Annotated in this window: 13 protein-coding genes; 8 read left to right on the top strand and 5 right to left on the bottom strand. The window is 65.6% G+C overall.

The window, feature by feature from the left end:
* Positions 1-6 precede the first annotated feature (6 nt).
* Both B5X73_RS02135 and B5X73_RS02140 read left to right on the top strand, forming a co-directional pair.
* Positions 7-1,134 (top strand): efflux RND transporter periplasmic adaptor subunit, encoded by a 1,128-nt coding sequence (locus B5X73_RS02135; protein WP_079520388.1) that lies wholly within the window; start codon positions 7-9, stop codon positions 1,132-1,134.
* The gene (locus tag B5X73_RS02140; RefSeq protein WP_079520389.1) at positions 1,131-4,232 is read left to right on the top strand and encodes an efflux RND transporter permease subunit; all 3,102 of its coding nucleotides are present in this window, start codon (positions 1,131-1,133) and stop codon (positions 4,230-4,232) included. The genes B5X73_RS02135 and B5X73_RS02140 overlap by 4 nt, the downstream gene beginning before the upstream one ends.
* A gap of 33 nt (positions 4,233-4,265) precedes the next feature.
* Here B5X73_RS02140 and B5X73_RS02145 read toward each other — a convergent pair whose 3' ends face one another.
* From B5X73_RS02145 to B5X73_RS02155, 3 genes are all read right to left on the bottom strand, one after another.
* Positions 4,266-5,708, bottom strand: coding sequence for a M20/M25/M40 family metallo-hydrolase (locus B5X73_RS02145; protein ID WP_043696059.1), 1,443 nt, complete (start codon positions 5,706-5,708; stop codon positions 4,266-4,268).
* A gap of 107 nt (positions 5,709-5,815) precedes the next feature.
* Positions 5,816-7,186, bottom strand: coding sequence for an ATP-binding protein (locus B5X73_RS02150; RefSeq protein ID WP_079520543.1), 1,371 nt, complete (start codon positions 7,184-7,186; stop codon positions 5,816-5,818).
* Between the two features lie 44 nt (positions 7,187-7,230).
* Positions 7,231-7,944 (bottom strand): response regulator, encoded by a 714-nt coding sequence (locus tag B5X73_RS02155; RefSeq protein ID WP_036117065.1) that lies wholly within the window; start codon positions 7,942-7,944, stop codon positions 7,231-7,233.
* A gap of 146 nt (positions 7,945-8,090) precedes the next feature.
* Between B5X73_RS02155 and B5X73_RS02160 the strand changes: the two genes are divergently transcribed.
* The 3 genes from B5X73_RS02160 (at position 8,091) to B5X73_RS02170 (ending at position 12,584) form a co-directional block, all read left to right on the top strand.
* A complete protein-coding gene (locus B5X73_RS02160) occupies positions 8,091-8,390 on the top strand; it encodes a hypothetical protein (RefSeq protein ID WP_051943277.1) in 300 nt (99 codons plus the stop codon).
* Between the two features lie 23 nt (positions 8,391-8,413).
* A complete protein-coding gene (locus B5X73_RS02165) occupies positions 8,414-9,400 on the top strand; it encodes a helix-turn-helix domain-containing protein (protein WP_043696054.1) in 987 nt (328 codons plus the stop codon).
* A gap of 187 nt (positions 9,401-9,587) precedes the next feature.
* Positions 9,588-12,584 (top strand): outer membrane beta-barrel protein, encoded by a 2,997-nt coding sequence (locus tag B5X73_RS02170; RefSeq protein ID WP_079520391.1) that lies wholly within the window; start codon positions 9,588-9,590, stop codon positions 12,582-12,584.
* Positions 12,585-12,770: 186 nt separating this feature from the next.
* Here B5X73_RS02170 and mscL read toward each other — a convergent pair whose 3' ends face one another.
* Positions 12,771-13,181 (bottom strand): large-conductance mechanosensitive channel protein MscL, encoded by a 411-nt coding sequence (gene mscL / locus B5X73_RS02175; RefSeq protein ID WP_036110199.1) that lies wholly within the window; start codon positions 13,179-13,181, stop codon positions 12,771-12,773.
* A 73-nt stretch (positions 13,182-13,254) separates the two neighbouring features.
* On the bottom strand, positions 13,255-13,941 hold the full coding sequence (locus B5X73_RS02180) for a fumarylacetoacetate hydrolase family protein (RefSeq protein ID WP_036110202.1): 687 nt from the start codon (positions 13,939-13,941) through the stop codon (positions 13,255-13,257).
* A 122-nt stretch (positions 13,942-14,063) separates the two neighbouring features.
* Here B5X73_RS02180 and B5X73_RS02185 point away from each other — a divergent pair, with 122 nt between their 5' ends.
* The 3 genes from B5X73_RS02185 to B5X73_RS02195 are packed head-to-tail and all read left to right on the top strand — an operon-like array spanning position 14,064 to position 17,208.
* On the top strand, positions 14,064-15,320 hold the full coding sequence (locus B5X73_RS02185) for an efflux RND transporter periplasmic adaptor subunit (protein WP_079520392.1): 1,257 nt from the start codon (positions 14,064-14,066) through the stop codon (positions 15,318-15,320).
* A 20-nt stretch (positions 15,321-15,340) separates the two neighbouring features.
* Positions 15,341-16,027, top strand: a complete 687-nt coding sequence (locus B5X73_RS02190) for an ABC transporter ATP-binding protein (RefSeq protein WP_079520393.1) — start codon at positions 15,341-15,343, stop codon at positions 16,025-16,027.
* 14 nt (positions 16,028-16,041) lie between these two features.
* Positions 16,042-17,208 carry an ABC transporter permease gene (locus B5X73_RS02195; protein WP_079520394.1) on the top strand — a complete coding sequence of 389 codons (1,167 nt, stop codon included), beginning with the start codon at positions 16,042-16,044 and terminating at the stop codon, positions 17,206-17,208.
* Positions 17,209-17,211 lie beyond the last annotated feature (3 nt).

A 17,211-nucleotide genomic window follows, 5' to 3' on the forward strand; every position in this document is an offset into this window, starting at 1 on the left:
GTCCTCATGCAGCGATCCCCAGGGAAGAAACTCGTTCTCATCATCGGCCTGGTGGCCCTCGCCGCGGCCGGTGTGGGCGTATGGCGTCACGAGACGGGCGGCAAGGAGGCCCCGAAATCGCTCAACGGCAAGCAGGCATCGGCGGGTACGCCGGTCACCACAGCCGTCGCGCAGCGCGGTGAGATCGATCTGTCGCTCAAGATCATCGGCAGGGCTGAGGCGTATTCGACGGTCAACGTGCGTTCCCGCGTCAGCGGTCAGCTCGATACGCTGGCTTTCACTCCCGGCACCCACGTGAAAAAGGGCGATCTCCTTGCCCGGGTCGATCCGCGTCCGCTCAAGGCCGCGCTCGACGAGGCCCAGGGCAAGGTGGCCAGCGACGAAGCTCAGCTGGCCAAGGCCGAGGCGGACCTCGGGCGTTACCAGAACATGCTCGGCAAAGGCTTCGTCAGTCGCGCCGATTTCGATCTGTACAAGGCCAACCTCGGCGTGGCCCGCGCCGCCCTCGTCAGCGATCGTGCCGCGGCGCGTGCCGCGCAGACGCAGCTCGACTTCACCACGATCTCCGCGCCCTTCGATGGTGTCACCGGTGCGCCTCTGGCCTATCCGGGGGCGACGCTTACCGCCGACACGACCGATATCGTGGTGCTCAATCAGGTCGATCCCATCCGTATCGCCTTCGCGATTCCCGAGGACAGTCTGGCCGCGGTGCGCAACAACGCGCGTCGCGGCGCGCTCCCCGTCCAGGCGAAAATCCCCGGCGACACCGGTGGACCGCTGAAGGGCGAACTGGAGTTCATCGACAACGCCGTCGATGTCACGACCGGCACGATCGTCCTGAAAGCGCGTTTCGCGAATGCGGACGGCCGCCTCACCGCGGGCCAGTTCGCTGAAGTGACCCTGCCGACGACGCGGCTGACCGATGCCGTCAGCATCCCGGTGATCGCGTTGCAGAGTTCATCCGCAGGCACCTTCGTCTTCGTGGTCAAGGCCGACAAGGCCGTGGAACAGAGGCCCATCACGACGGGTGCGGCGACCGCCGACCGGGTCGTCGTGGACAAGGGCCTGCAGGCGGGCGAACGCGTCGTCACCGAAGGTCAGCTGTTGCTCGTCGACGGTGCGCGCGTGCGATGAACCTGCCGGAGCTCTGTATCCGTCGTCCCGTCATGACCACGCTGCTGATGGCGGCGCTTGTGATCTTCGGCATCGTCGCGTACCCGAAGCTGCCGGTGAACGAACTGCCGAACGTCGACTTCCCGACGATCAATATCAGCGCGAGCCTGCCGGGCGCGTCGCCCGAGACAATGGCCTCGTCCGTCGCGACACCGCTGGAGGCGCAGCTGTCCACGGTCGCCGGCATCGACTCGATGAGCTCGTCCAGTTCGCTGGGCTCGACCACGATCACCGTGACCTTCGCCCTCGATCGCAGCATCGACGGCGCGGCTCAGGACGTGCAGGCGGCGATCTCCGCGGCGCAGCGCCAGTTGCCGCAGGACATGCCGACGCCACCCACCTACCGCAAGGTGAATCCGGCCGACGCGCCCATTCTGTTCCTCACCATGCAGTCGTCGACCTTGCCGCTGTCGACGGTCGACGACTATGCGGAGACCGAACTCGCGCAGCGCCTGTCGATGGTCGACGGCGTGGCCCAGGTCAACGTCTACGGTTCGCAGAAGTACGCGGTGCGCATCGCCGTCGATCCCGATCGTCTGGCGGCCACCGGTATCGGCGTCGATCAGATGTCCACCGCCATCGCCGCGGCCAACGTCAACAAGGCCACCGGCTCGCTCAACGGAAGTCGCCAGTTGCTGTCCATTCGTTCGGACGGCCAGTTGATGCGTGCCGCCGACTACGGGCAGATCGTGGTCGCTTACCGTAACGGTGCGCCCGTACGGCTTTCCGATATCGCCGTGCCACGCGACAGCGTGCAGGACGACCAGAAGGCCAGCTGGTTCAACGGCGTCCGTGCGATCACGCTGGCGATCCAGCGGCAACCGGGCGCGAATACCGTCGAAACGGTCGACCGGATTCTCGCGCTGCTGCCCGGCTTCTCCGAGACGCTGCCGCCGTCGGTCAAGCTCGACGTGATGTACGACCGCTCGGTGTCGATCCGCGACTCCGTGCACGACGTGCAGTTCACGCTGGTGCTGGCGGGCATTCTCGTGGTGCTGGTGATCTACCTGTTCCTCGGCAATGCGTCGGCGACCCTGATTCCGGCGGTCGCGCTGCCCATCTCCGTACTGGGCACGTTCGGCGCGATGTTCGCGCTGGGCTACAGTCTCGACAATCTCTCGTTGCTGGCGCTGACGCTGGCCGTCGGCTTCGTCGTCGATGACGCCATCGTGATGCTCGAAAACATCATGCGTCACATCGAACTCGGCGAGACGCCCTACGAAGCGGCGATCAAAGGCGCGACCGAAATCGGCTTCACCATTTTCTCGATGACGCTGTCGCTGGTGGCGGTCTTCATCCCGGTGATGTTCATGGGCGGCATCGTGGGGCGTCTTTTCCACGAGTTCGCCGTGGTCATCAGCGTATCGATCCTGATTTCCGGATTCGTCTCGATCACGCTGACGCCCATGCTGTGCAGCCGTTTCGTCAAGGCGCACGACCACGACAAGCGCAGTGTCATCGTGGTCTGGTTCGACAAGGGCTTCAGCGCCGTGACCGATGGCTACACGCGCACGCTCGCCTGGTGCATGCGCCATCCGCGCACGGTGCTGGCGGTCTTCGCGCTCAGCCTCGTCGCCACCGGCGTCCTGTTCGTCGTCACGCCGAAGGACTTCATTCCGGCGGGCGACAGCGGTCAGTTACGTGTCACCACGGAGGGGCCGACGGATATTTCGTTCGCGGCGATGTCCGCGCGACAGAAAGTGCTGGCGCAGCTTGCGCAGGACGATCCGAATATCCAGGGCGTGATGTCGAGCGTCGGCGCCGGCGGTGCGCGCGCCACGGTGAACTCCGGCTCGCTGCTTCTGCGACTGAAGGATCCCGGCGACCGCGGGCATACGACGCCGGACGAGATCATTCAGGCGCTTCGGCACAAGTTCGCCGACGTGCCGGGTATCCGTACCTACATCCAGAATCCTCCGGCGATCCAGGTCGGTGGGCGCCAGTCGAAGGCACAGTACCAGTACACCGTGCAGTCGACCGATCTGAACGCGCTGTACGCGTGGTCCGGAAAGCTGGTCTCGGCGTTTCAGAAGCTGCCTGGTTTCCAGGATGTCACCACCGATCTGGACCTCAATAGTCCGTCGATGGTGGTGACCGTCAATCGCGACAAGCTGGGTCCGCTCGGCCTGACGATGGATCAGGTGCAGTCCGCCCTGGGCGATGCATTCGGTGAGAACCAGATCTCCACCATTTACGGCACGGCCACGCAGTACTGGGTGATCCTGCAGGTGGAGCGACGCATGCAGGACGACCCGGCGGTACTGTCGAAGCTTTACGTTACCTCGGACACCGGCAAGCTCGTGCCGCTGAATACCGTCGCGCAATTCGTGCGCAAGCCGCAGGTGCTGACCGTGAACCACCAGGGCCAGCTGCCCGCGGTCACGGTGTCGTTCAATCTCGCACCGGGTGTGTCGCTGAGCGACGCGGTGCAGAGCATTCAGCGCGCGACGGCTCAGATGAATCTTCCCGGCACGCTCAGCGGCAGCATCCAGGGCACGGCGCAAGCCTTCCAGGATTCGGTCAAGGGCATGGGATTGCTCCTGCTGCTGGCGGTGTTCGTGATCTATCTCGTGCTGGGCATCCTGTATGAGAGTTTCATCCATCCGCTGACGATTCTCTCGGGTCTTCCCGCCGCCGCGGTCGGCGCGTTGCTCACGCTGGTGCTTTTCGGCGCGTCACTGGATTTGTTCGCCTTCGTGGGCATCGTGATGCTGGTGGGCATCGTGAAGAAAAACGCGATCATGATGATCGACTTCGCGCTCGAACGTCAGCGCGAGAGAGGCGTGGCTCCGCATGAAGCGATCTTCGAGGCCTGCCGCGTGCGTTTTCGTCCGATCATGATGACCACGATGGCGGCATTCGCGGGAACGCTGCCGATCGCGCTGGGGATCGGTGCGGGCGCGGAGACGCGCCGTCCTCTCGGACTGGCCGTCGTCGGCGGCCTGGTGGTGTCGCAGATCCTGACGTTGTACCTCACGCCGGTGATCTATCTGTACATGAACCGGTTGCAGGATGGGCTGGCGTCGCGGAAGCCGGCGCGACAAGCGCCGACTGTGTAGGAGCGCGCCTGGCGCGCTCCTACATGGTCCTATTTAGTCGTGCGCGCCGTCTTTTGCGAACGCACCAGCCGCCGAACCGAAATTTCCATCCGCCTGCGCAGCCAGATACGCAAAGGTCGCGTACACCGCCACGTTCTGCGCGAGCGCCTTCGGATCGATCTTGTCCAGCGTGTCGTTGGCGTTGTGGTGGTAATCGAAGTAGTCGGTGCCGTCCTGCGTCAGCGAGAGCGCGGCCATGCCCTTGGCATGCATCTGCGACAGGTCGGATCCACCACCGCCGGGCCGGGCCGCGTCGTACGTCACGCCGATCGGCTCGATCACCCTGGCGATCTGCTCGATCGCGCCGCGCGCTTCGGGCTTCACGCTGGCGCTCATGCGCCAGATGCGGCCGGCGCCGAAATCGGATTCGGTACCCAGCTGAAACTTCGCCACGTCTTTCGCATGCGCTTCGGCATAGGCGCGTCCACCCCACAGACCCATTTCCTCGTTGGCGAAGGCGATGACGCGGATCGTGCGATCAGGGCGCTGCGGCATGTCCTTGATCAGCTTCGCCGCGGCGGCGGCGATCGCCACACCCGCGCCGTCATCGATGGCGCCGGTGCCCAGGTCCCACGAATCCAGATGTCCGCCGATGGCGACGACCTGGTCCGGGTGCTTGCGACCGGTGACTTCAGCGATGACGTTGGAGCCTTCGTACGTACCCGCAAAGCCGACATCGAGGTCGAGCTTCAGCGTGACCGGCTTGCCTTCCTTCAGAATGCGCTCAAGCTGATCGGCATCGGGCAGGGAAAGCGCGGCAGCCGGGATCGCGTCCTTCGGATCCTTGAAGCCGGTGACGCCCGTGTGCGGCGTACGGCTGTGCGGATCGGTGCCCGCCGAGCGCAGCAGGAACGCGGCGGCGCCCATCTTCGCGGCCAGGACAGGGCCGCCCGTGCGCGTGGCTGAGCCCTTGCCGTAGTCGTGGCCGTCCTTCTGCTGCTGCATGTGCGTCGAGACGTAGACGATCTTGCCCTTCACGCTGGCCGGGTCGGCGTTCCTGAACGCATCGAGGTCGTCGAAGCCGACGACTTCGGCCGTAAGGCCACCCTGCGGCGTACCGGCGGAGTAGCCCAGCGCGGTCAGAGCGAGCGGCTGCGGAAAGGGCGACACGACCGCTGCGTGCTCGCTGCGGCGCTGCCAGAGCGGATAGCTGACTTTCTCGGTGTAGACCTTGTCGAAACCCATGGCCTTGAACTTCGCGACGGTCCAGGCGACGGCGCGCGCGTCGGCGGCGCTGCCGGCCACGCGGGGACCCACTTCCGTGGTCAGGCCGGTCACGAATTCGTAGCCGGTGTCGTCGCTCATCGCGCGATCGCGCAAGGCGGTGGCGGCGGCGATCGCCTTGTCCGGAATGGTCGTCGCCTTGTCGGCGGCATGGGCGGTGAAAGCGAGCGCAAGGCACGCGGCCAGCGTGTGCAGGCGGAAGATATGACGCATGGTGACCCCCGGGACGGTAAAGGTCGATTATGACCATGGCGCGGGGTGCGGCCGCGTAGGTCGAAAGTCATGGTCCAGCCGTCCGGACGGCTGGACGGCTCCCGAAGTTACGGTTGTGGCAGGCTCACCACCACGCGCAGACCGCCTTCCTTGCGGTTGCGCAGCACGATGCTGCCGCCGTGATCGAGCACGATGGCGCGGACGGTGGCGAGGCCGAGGCCGATGCCGCCGGTGTCGCGGTTTCGCGAGGATTCCAGACGGAAGAACGGCGCGAAGACCTGTTGCTGCATGGCCTCGGGAATGCCCGGGCCGTCGTCATCGATTTCGAGCAGGCATTCGCCACGGACGGTGCGCAAGCGCATGCGCACCCTTTGCCCGTACTTGATCCCGTTTTCGACGAGGTTGACGACAGCGCGGCGCAGCGCCACCGGATCGCCGTCGAGCGTCACGGGCGGCCCGGAAAACACCGCCACGTCATGCCCCACGTCAACCAGGTCGTCGCTCACGCTCTCGACCAGCAGCCGGAAATCCAGCGGCTGGCGTTGCGTGCCCAGCGAGCGGTCGCGCATGAAATCGAGCGCGGCGGAGATCATCGTCTTCATCTCCTGGAGGTCGCCGTCCACCTTGGCGCCGAGCGGGCCGGGCAGGCCGTCGAGCCGGAACGACAGGCGCGTCAGCGGCGTGCGCAGGTCGTGCGCGATCGCGGCGATCATGTGCGTGCGCTCGTGGAGCAGACGATTCACGCGCCCCTGCATGCCGTTGAAGGCATCGACCGCGCGACGCATCTCGGGCGGTCCCTCACGCGGCACCGGCGGCGCGCTGGTGTCCGCACCCAGACGCTGTGCCGCCTCGGCGAAACGATGGATCGGTGCCGACAGCGCCCGGGCGAACCACCAGGCGAAGGGGAGCAGCACCAGCACGCTCACGCCGAACAGCAGGAACAGCTCCTGCTGAAGCATGGAAGGAAAGGGCTCCACGGGCACCGAGGCGACCCGCCATCGGCCATCCGCCTGTCGCCACCCGACCAGCGACCCCGCGCCCATGCTGACGCGCATCGCGCCGGGGTGGCGGTCCATGCCGCTGTCCACCGCATAGACGCGAAGGTCATCCTGCGCGACTCGCAGAAGGCCCGCCAGCCGCGGAAGGAGGTGTGCCGACAGGCGACTGTCGGAACCGTCCGGGGGCGTGGGCGCGTCGGCCTGGGTGCGCACATCGAGGTCGGCGGGGTTGGGCGGCATGAAGTCCATGCCGGGCGGGCCGCGGCGGTCGTCGCCGGGCAGCATGGCGGCGGCCTGGCCGTCGCGTGGCGCGGAGCCGGGCGGCCTCCGGTCGTCGAAGTCGCGCTGGCCGAACGGCGCTCCGTCGTTCCGCAGGGCGGCCGCCACGTCGAAGAGGCTCGCCATGGGCGGCAGCGTCGGCGGACGGAGGACGAGTACGCCCACCCCGATGCCGGAGGCGATCAGCAGCGCGCACACCATCAGCAGAAAGCTGCGGGCGAAGATCGACAGGCCGGAACGTCGCGTCACAGGCGGGTGACCTTCGGTAGGAGCATGTAGCCCTCGTTGCGCACGGTACGGATCATTTCGTCCTGCGCGCGGTCATTCAGTTTGCGCCGCAGCCGGCTGATCTGCGTGTCGATGGCGCGGTCGAACACGTCCGCGCGGCCCCGGTGAACGAGGTCGAGCAGCTGATCGCGGCTCAGGATGCGTTGCGGGTGTTCGACGAAGGCGCGGAGCAGGGCGAACTCGCCATCGGAAAGATTGATGAAGATGCCGGTCGGATCGCGCAGGTCGCGCCGCGTCAGATCGAGGCGCCAGCCGGCAAAACCGTAAGGACGGATCTCCTCGGCGGGTGAAGGCGCGTCCTGGCTGCTGCGCCGCAGGACGGCACGCACGCGGGCCAGCAGCTCGCGTGGGTTGCAGGGCTTGGCCAGGTAGTCGTCGGCACCGACTTCCAGCCCGATGATCCGGTCGGTATCGCTGCCGAGCGCACTCAGGATGATGACCGGGGGACCCTTCTCGGCGGCGAGGCGCCGCGCCGCGCTCAGGCCGTCCTCGCCCGGCATCATCACGTCGAGCACGATGAGGTCCGGTCGCTCGCGTTCGATGGAAAGCGACATCTGGGCGACGTTTTCGGCTGCATGCACACGGTATCCGTGACCGCCGAGGAAATCGGTGATCAGCCCGCGCAGTTCGGGATCGTCATCCACGACGAGGATGAGTGACTGAAGGTCCATGGTCATGCTGCTTTAAATACCAGACCAGTCTACGAGGCGTTTGTCCCCGCGGCAAAACAGCCGACACAAAGCGGACACAAAAGGACATTCCCTCGTGACGGAAGCCACTTAGCGTGTGCAGACACCGCACACCACTAAGGATGGCCATGAAACCGTTCAACGCGCTGCCTTCGCTGCTCTTCTCCTTCGGGATCGCCCTGGCCGCCGCGGCGGTCGCCCAGGATCGGCCGCCCGGTCCCCCGGACGGTCGCCAGGCGCACCGCGACCCGAAGGTCGAGGCGGCGCTGGACGATTGCTGGAACGAACTCGGTGGCGAAGAGGACGACCCGGTGCCGCCGGACCTCATGGCTCAGTGCATGGATGAGAAGGGATTCAAGCGGCCTGTCGGGCCGCCCCCCGGCCCGGACGGCGCGCCTCCGCCGCCTCCGCCTCCCCCCGCCTCATAACCGGAATGACCGCCTTGTCGTCCATGTCGTATGCATTTCCTCCGCTGTCGCGCTCCGATGACGGTATCGAAAACAACCGGCTGCTTGCCCGGCGTTTCTGGCAGGCCTTTGTCGAGCGGGCACCCAGCCGCTTCGAAACCAGCACGCTCGTGGACGGCTACGCTGGCGATCGCCTGCGCCTGGGCGCGTTCCGGCACACGCCGCACGTACTGACCGAGGCGGCGCTTCCGCGCGAGCATCGTCAGGCGGTGCTGCTGACCTTGCAGCTCGACGGACGGGCGCGTGTCGAGCAGCACGGGCGCCACAGCGACCTGGCCGGGGGCGATTTCTGCCTGATCGACCTGTCCCAGCCGTTCCGGCTGGAACTGGGGCGTTGCAGCGTCCAGTCGATCCATCTTCCGCTGTCGGTCCTGCGCGACGCCATCCCACGCCTGGACGATGTGGCGGCGGTCGGCCTGCCCGGGCACCTGGGTCCCGTGGGATATCTGCGTGTCCTCTTCCAGGAAATGTTCGCGCATCCGGCGGGCCTGACCGAACCGGTAGCCGACCGGCTGGCCGATGCGATTCCCCATATGCTTGCCGCCGCGCTGGAATCCGTGGACGCGAGTGAATCGTCCCCCTCGCGCCTGCGGCAGTACCACAAGCGTCAGGTGCGTCAGTTCGCCCGCGAGCACCTCGCCGATCCCGAGCTGTGCATCGACATGATCGCGAAGGGTGTCGGTCTTTCGGCCAGTCATCTGTTCGAACTGTTTTCCGACGAAGACCTGACCCTCATGCGCTGGGTTCGACTCGAGCGCCTCGCACGGTGCCAGCGCGAACTGTCCGATCCCCGCCTTCGTCATCGCGGCATCGCGCAGATCGCCCACGCCTGGGGCTTCGGCGACATGACCAATTTCAGTCGTTGCTTCCGCGACCATGTCGGTACGTCACCGCGTCGTTTCCGTCAGGCCGCAATGGTCGGGACGTTGCCGCCGGTGGACCGTTCGGACGTCCAAACGTCCGACGAATGACCGAATGATGCGGCAGTTTCCGCCGTATGGATGCAGGTTCTTAACACTAAATTGAAGTCGTGGCCCCGTCGGCCACGCATCGACGAAGTCATAAAACGAATCACACGTCACGGGCAGTTGGGGAAGGCGCCTTGCCAGGGTGCCGGCCTCGTGGCGTCGCGCATCCTAAATTTCGGGGAGTTTCCTAGTGAAGAATTCGACATCCATCCGCCTGAGCCGGATCAGCCTCGCGCTGGCCCTGGCGCTGGGCAGCACCGTGGCCATCGCGCAGTCGACCACCGGCAGCATCTTCGGTCAGGCGCCCGTCGCCGAGGGCGAGTCGGTCCAGGTCAAGAGCACCTCGGGCGTGACGCGTGAAGTCGCCGTGGGCAGCGACGGCCGTTACACGGTGGGTTCGCTGCCGCTCGGCAGCTATACCGTATCGCTCATGCAGGGCGGCAAGGTCGTCGACACGCGCAGCGACGTCGGCCTTCGTGTCGGCTCCGGTACGGAAGTGTCCTTTGCCGCGGCCTCGGGCGATGCGACGAGCCTGAGCTCGGTCACCGTGTCGGCCAACGCGCTCCCAGCCATCGACGTGTCCAGCGTCGACGCACGCACCGTCATCACCTCCCAGCAGCTGGCGAAGCTGCCGCTGGCGCGCAGCGCCGAAGCGATCGCGCTGCTCGCGCCGGGCGTCGTTCCGGGTTACAGCGGCTTCAAGAGCGGTACCACGGGTGGCTCGCTCGTTTCGTTCGCCGGCTCGTCGGTCACCGAGAACGCCTATTACCTCAACGGCTTCAACACCACCGACCCGCTCAGCGGCTTCGGCGGCATCAGCCTGCCCTATGGCGCGATCGATCAGCAGGAAATCCTCAGCGGCGGCTACGGTGCGGCTTACGGTCGCTCGGACGGCGGCGTGATCAGTCAGAGCGGCAAGCGCGGTACCAACGAATGGCACTTCGGTGCGCAGGTTCAGTGGGCACCCGCGTTCGCGCAGGGCGTGAGCCCGAGCTCGTATTACGTGACCGGTGCCAACGCGGGCAATCTCTACCGTCGTTATTCCGACAACAAGTCCTGGGAAACCACCGAGAGCGCGTATGTCGGCGGCCCGCTGATCAAGGACAAGCTGTTCTTCTTCGCGGCGGTCGAAGGCGACAAGAAGGCCGGTAACAGTGTCGGTCCCGCGACGTCGTCGTACAACACCGATTACGAGTACAACAATCCGAAGTGGTACACCAAGCTCGACTGGAACATCAACGACAACAATATCCTCGAGCTGACCGGCGCGTCGACGAAGACGTCGTACAAGGGTAACGAGTACGACTACGACTACGCGACGAACCAGACGGGCGATCTGAACAGCTTCGACACCTCGACCAAGAACAGCGCCCGGGTCTCGATCGCCAAGTACACGAGCTACATCACCGACGATCTCACGCTGACCGCCATGTACGGCAAGCAGAAGATGACGTACTTCAGCCAGACCCCGGGTTACGACCCGTCGCTGGAGTACATCAGTGGTTCCGAGTTCGAGAACCCGGCGATCACCGGCGGCAATTCCATCGTCAATTCTCAGACGGTGCTGACCGCGAACGATCCGAACCACCGCGCCACCAGCAGCAACCTGCGCGTCGACCTGGCGTGGAAGATCGGCGATCACACGATCACCGGTGGTATCGACAACCTCAACTCGCACGACGTCGACGATGGCGAGACCGGCTCGGCCTGGATCTACGGTTACGGCGATCCGGCGACCAACATCAGCGACAGTCCGTACGTCGCCGCGCCGAGCACGGGTGCGGGCGGTCAGGACGGCTACTACGTATCGAAGTACCTCTACAGCACCTCGGCGTCGGTGCGCGTGAAGCAGCGCGCCCAGTACATCGAAGACAGCTGGCAGGTGGACGATCGCTGGCTGGTGAAGATCGGCCTGCGCAACGACCAGTTCACCAACTACAACCCGAGCGGTGAAGCCTTCCTGCGCATGACCAAGCCGCAGTGGGCGCCGCGCCTGGGCTTCAGCTGGGACGTGAACGGCGACTCGTCGCTGAAGGTCTATGCGAACGCCGGTCGTTACTACCTCGCCATGCCGGCGTCCGTCGCGCTGCGCGCCGCCGCCGGCTCGCTGTACACCAACGAGTACTACACCTACACGGGCATCGACGCTAACGGCAATCCCACCGGCCTGACCCAGCTGGCCTCGTCCACGGGTGGCGCGGTGTCGGCCAATAACGAGTACGGCACACCGCCGGACGCGAAGACCGTGGCCTCCAGCAACATCAAGTCCGAGTACCAGGATGAATACATGCTGGGCTTCACCCAGCAGATCAACGCGGACTACGTCTGGGGCATGAAGGGCCAGGTGCGCAAGCTGCGTAACATCCTGGACGACATCTGCGACACCACCACGATCGCGAGCAAGGCGCAGTCGCTCGGTTACGACGTCGACGCCTCCACGCTCAACGGTTGCTACCTGTCCAATCCGGGCCGCAGCAACACATACCGCATCGTCAACCCGGCCGGCGGTTACTACAGCGTCTCGGTCTCCGCGGCCGACTTCGGCATGCCGAGCGCCAAGCGTAGCTACTACGGTCTGGAGACCTTCCTCGAGCATCCGTTCGATGGCAAGTGGCAGGCCAAGATCGACTACGTCTACTCGAAGAGCTACGGCAATACGGAAGGCCAGGTGCGCTCGGACATCGGTCAGACCGACGTGTCGGCGACGGTCGACTGGGACTTCGGCAAGCTGATGGAAAACTCCAACGGTCTGCTCTCCAACGACCGCACCCACCAGCTGAAGATCTACGGTTCCTGGCAGGCGGCACCGGAGTGGATGCTCTCGGGCAACATCGCGCTGATGTCGGGCACACCCAAGACCTGTATCGGTTACTACGGCGCGGATGAGAGCAACCCGGTCGGCTACGGCAGCTACTACCACTACTGCGGTGGCGTCGCCTCGGCACCGGGCGACGCGGGTCGCCAGCCGTGGCAGCACATCATCTCGGTCTCGGCGGAATATCGCCCGATGTGGGCCGACCAGAAACTTGGCTTCAATGTCATGGTCTATAACCTGCTGAACGAGTCGGTGCCGACTTCGACGTATGCGATCTATGGCAGCAGCAAGGCGCTGAACACCAACTACGACCGCATCAACTACTTCAGCACGCCGCGCTACGTCCGCTTCGGTATCAATTACGACTTCTGATCGACCGATCCAAAACCATTCCAACAATAAGCGCCGCGAGTCTCCCGACTCATCTCCCGCGGCGCAACGTTCTCCCCGGATCAGGCCGCCGAGCTCCCACTCGGCGGCCTCTTTTTTTTCCAGACAGCAAAAAGGGACGAGGCAAGCCGGACATGCCGGTCACCTCGTCCCTCCGAAAGCGCGGAATCAGACGCGCGGCGGCTGCTGCCTGAGCAGGTCGCGGATTTCCGTCAGCAGCACCACGTCGGCGGCCGGTGCGGCCGGCTTGGCCTCTTCGCGATGCGTCAGGCGGTTGATCGCCTTGACCACCATGAAGATGGCGAACGCGATGATGACGAACTGGATCAGCACGTTGATGAACACGCCGTACTGGATCGCCACTTCGGCGGTCTTGGTCGCGGCGTCGGCGGGTTTGAGCACCCACTTCCAGTCTGAAAAGTCGATGCCGCCGATCAGCCAGCCGATGGGGGGCATGATGATGTTGTCCACCAGCGAGGTGACAATCTTGCTGAACGCCGCACCGACCACAACACCGACCGCGAGGTCGATGACGTTGCCGCGTAGTGCGAACTTCTTGAATTCCGCGACGATGCTCATCGTGGGTTTCTCCTTCTGGGTCTGGGCGTCGAACGTGAAAAACTAACGTTCCGGATGTCAGGACTTTGCGAAGTCAGACCACGCGACCTTCGAGCGTGGCGACGCCTTCGAGGGTCGCACGGAAACGATCGCCGCGCAGCAATGCCGACACACCGGCCGGTGTACCCGTGTAGACGATGTCGCCCGCCTTGAGCTCGAACAGCTTCGACAGCGCCGAGAGGATCGCCGGGACATCGAGCAGCATGTCGCCGAGGGTGGCCGCCTGCCGGGTCTCCCCGTTGATCTCCAGCGAGATCCGCGTCGCGGCGGTCGGCGTGACCTCCGAGGCGGGAACCAGGGCGGAGACCGGTGCCGAATGGTCGAAGGCCTTGGCGACGTCCCACGGCGAGCCCTTGGCCTTGGCCTGGGCCTGCAGGTCGCGGCGGGTCAGGTCCAGACCCACACCGTAGCCCCAGACCGTGGCGGCGGCCTGCTCGAGGGTCAGGTCCGTACCGCCCGATCCCAGCGCCACGACCATCTCCACTTCGTGGTGCAGATCGTGGGTGACGGAAGGGTAGGGCACGTCGGCTCCGTCGGTGACGAGGGCATCGGCGGGCTTGGTGAAGAACATCGGATTGGCCGTGTCGACCGACGCGCCCATCTCTTTGGCGTGGTCGGCGTAGTTACGGCCGATGCAGAAGACGCGACGGACCGGGAAACGCTCGCTGCGCCCGGCGACGGGGATGCTCGGCTGGGCCGGCGAAGGGATGACGGTATTCATGGGCGCCAAGACTATCAGGTGACACCTGTCACGGCAGATGACTGATGGGCGGAAGTGGCGCACGGTCCGCCCGGATCGCATGATCTTGCCGACGATCCGTATCGCCAGGGGACCACGGGGACATGAACTCGAACGCCGAACTGCTGCGGCAGCTGAAGATCGACAAGTCGCACAGGGAATCCCCAAGGGGTGGGAACGGCGGCGCCACGAAGATGGCGCTGATCGTGCTTGCCGTTCTCATCGTTCTGCTCGCCCTGGGCGGAGCGGCCTGGGCTTGGCTGGTGCATCGGCCCGTCGAGGTGACGGTAGCGACCGCGATCGCGCCGGCCGGTGCCGCGGAAGCCGGGGCGGTGCTGCAGGCCACGGGCTATGTCACCGCGCGGCGCCAGGCCACGGTCTCCGCGCAGATCACCGGCACGCTCACGGAGGTGCTGATCGAGGAAGGCGACCGGGTGAAGAAAGGCCAGGTGCTGGCGCGCCTGGAAGACAACGCCCTGCGCGCCGGCCTCGACGCCAACCGGGCGAACGCGGCGGCGGCGCGCGCCAGCGTGGTGCAAAGCCAGACCCAGCTCGAGCAGGCACTGCGCGACGCCGATCGGCAGGAGGCGCTGGTCGGCCGGGGCCTGGTCTCCAGACAGATCGCCGAGCAGGGACGTACGCAGGCCAACACCTATCGCGCCCAGCTCAACACGGCGCGTCGCCAGGCCGACGCCGCGGACGCTCAGGTCAGTGTCGGCCAGGTCAACCTCGACTACACGGTGGTCCGTGCGCCGTTCGACGGCGTGATCACCGACAAGGCGGCGCAGGTCGGCGAGATCGTGTCGCCGCTTTCGGCGGGCGGCGGTTTCACCCGTACCGGTGTCGGCACCATCGTCGACATGGATTCGCTGGAGATCGACGTCGACGTCAACGAGGCCTATATCGGCCGGGTCAAAGCCGATATGCCCGCCGAGGCGTTGCTCGACGCCTACCCGGACTGGAAGATCGGCGCGCATGTCATCGCCATCGTGCCCGCGGCGGATCGCGGCAAGGCCACGGTGAAGGTACGCGTCGCCCTGGAATCGAAGGACGCGCGGATCGTTCCCGACATGGGCGTGCGCGTGTCGTTCCTCGAACGCCGGGCGGAGCCGGTGGCCGACGCACCCAAAGGCGTGCTCGTCCCGGCCGGCGCGCTGGCGCGTCGCGACAACCGCGATGTCGTCTTCGTCGTCGCGAGCGACAAGGCGATGCGTCACGACGTCACGCTCGCCGCACGCAACGACGGCGAGCAGCGTCTGGTGACGCAGGGCCTCGCCCCCGGTGACAGCGTCATCGTGACTCCGCCCGACTCGCTCACCGATGGTGCCGCCGTCCGCGTCGCCACCCGCCCTTCGCCCTGATACGCAAGGAGACACGTCCCATGGCTACCCTGATCGACATCCAGGATCTTTCCAAGGTCTATGAGCGCGGCCGGCAGAAGGTCGAGGTACTGCATGGCGTGAACCTGAAGATCGAGGAAGGCGACTTCCTCGCGCTGATGGGACCGTCGGGCTCCGGCAAAACCACGTTGCTCAATCTCATCGGCGGTCTCGACACACCGTCAGGTGGCAGCATCGCGGTGGCCGGGGACCGCATCGACCGGCTGGGTGCCGGTGCGCTGGCGCGCTGGCGCGCGGCGCACGTGGGCTTCGTTTTCCAGTTCTACAACCTGATGCCGATGCTGACCGCGCAGCGCAACGTGGAACTGCCGCTGCTGCTGACCCGACTTTCCGCCGCGCAGCGCAGGCAGAACGCGTCGATCGCGCTGCAGCTGGTCGGTCTCGCGGATCGTTCGTCACACAAGCCGTCCGAACTCTCCGGCGGTCAGCAACAGCGCGTCGCGATCGCACGCGCGATCGTTTCCGATCCCACGCTGCTGGTCTGCGACGAGCCGACCGGCGATCTGGATCGCCAGTCGGCCGAGGAGATCCTCGGTCTTCTGCGCGAACTCAATCGCGAGCACGGCAAAACGATCGTGATGGTGACGCACGACCCGAAGGCGGCCGAGTACGCCAACCATACCCTGCATCTCGACAAGGGCAGCCTTGTCGGACAAGCCATGGCCTGACCGAGGACGCCCGCATGAAATACATGCATCTGATCTGGGCCGCGTTGTTCCGGCGCAAGACGCGTACCTTCTTCACCCTGGTGTCGATCCTGGCGGCATTCCTGCTGTTCGGCATGCTGGACGCGACACGTGCCGCGTTCGCCTCGGGCGACAGCGTCGTCGGCGTGGATCGCCTCATCACCACGTCGAAGTATTCGATCATCCAGTCGCTGCCGGCGAGCCTGTCCACACGCATACAGGCGATTCCCGGGGTGAAGGCCGTGGCCGCCGCCAACTGGTTCGGCGGCATCTATCAGGATCCGAAGAATTTCGTGCTGAGCTTTGCCGTCAGCGAGAATTACCTCGACATCTATCGTGAGATCGAACTGCCCGCGGACCAGCGCAAGGTCTACGAAAACACGCGTACCGGCGCGGTGGTCGGTGAAGCGCTGGCGAAACGCTTCGGTTGGAAGATCGGCGACAAGGTGCCGCTGCAGTCGACGATCTTCCCGCAGCGTAACGGCGACAAGACCTGGCCTTTCGATATCGTCGGCATCTACAAGCCGGCCAAGGGCGCGGCGAACGGTACGGACCAGCAGTTCTTCTTCCATCACAAGTATTTCGAAGACGCCAACGCATTCCAGAGCGTCGGTACGACGGCAGGCTGGTACGCGGTGCAGCTGACCTCGGCGGACAAGGCGGACAGCGTCGCCAGGGCCATCGACGCGCTCTCCGCCAATTCCGACCACGAGACCAAGACGCAGACCGAGCAGGCGTTCAACGCATCGTTCGCCAAACAGCTCGGCGATATCGGGCTGATCGTGTCGGCGATCATGGGCGCGGTGTTCTTTACGCTGATCCTGCTTACCGGCAACACGATGGCGCAGGCCGTGCGCGAGCGGACCCATGAGCTGGCCGTCCTGAAGACCATCGGCTTCTCCAGCCACAGCGTCCTCGGCATGGTGCTGGCGGAAGGCATCCTGTTGCTGGTGCTCGGCGGCGTGCTGGGTCTGGCACTGGCCGGCATCGTGGTCCCCATCGTGGCCAAGGGCAGCGGCGGCATGCTCAATCTGCCACCCATCGGTACCCAGACCTGGATTCTCGGCCTCGTGCTGATGGTGGTGATCGGCGCCCTCGTCGGTGCCTTGCCCGCCCTCCGTGCCATGCGCCTCAACATCGTCGACGCGCTCGCCGGGCGCTGAAGG

This window comes from Luteibacter sp. 22Crub2.1, from assembly GCF_900167995.1.
Taxonomy (GTDB): Bacteria; Pseudomonadota; Gammaproteobacteria; order Xanthomonadales; family Rhodanobacteraceae; genus Luteibacter; species Luteibacter mycovicinus.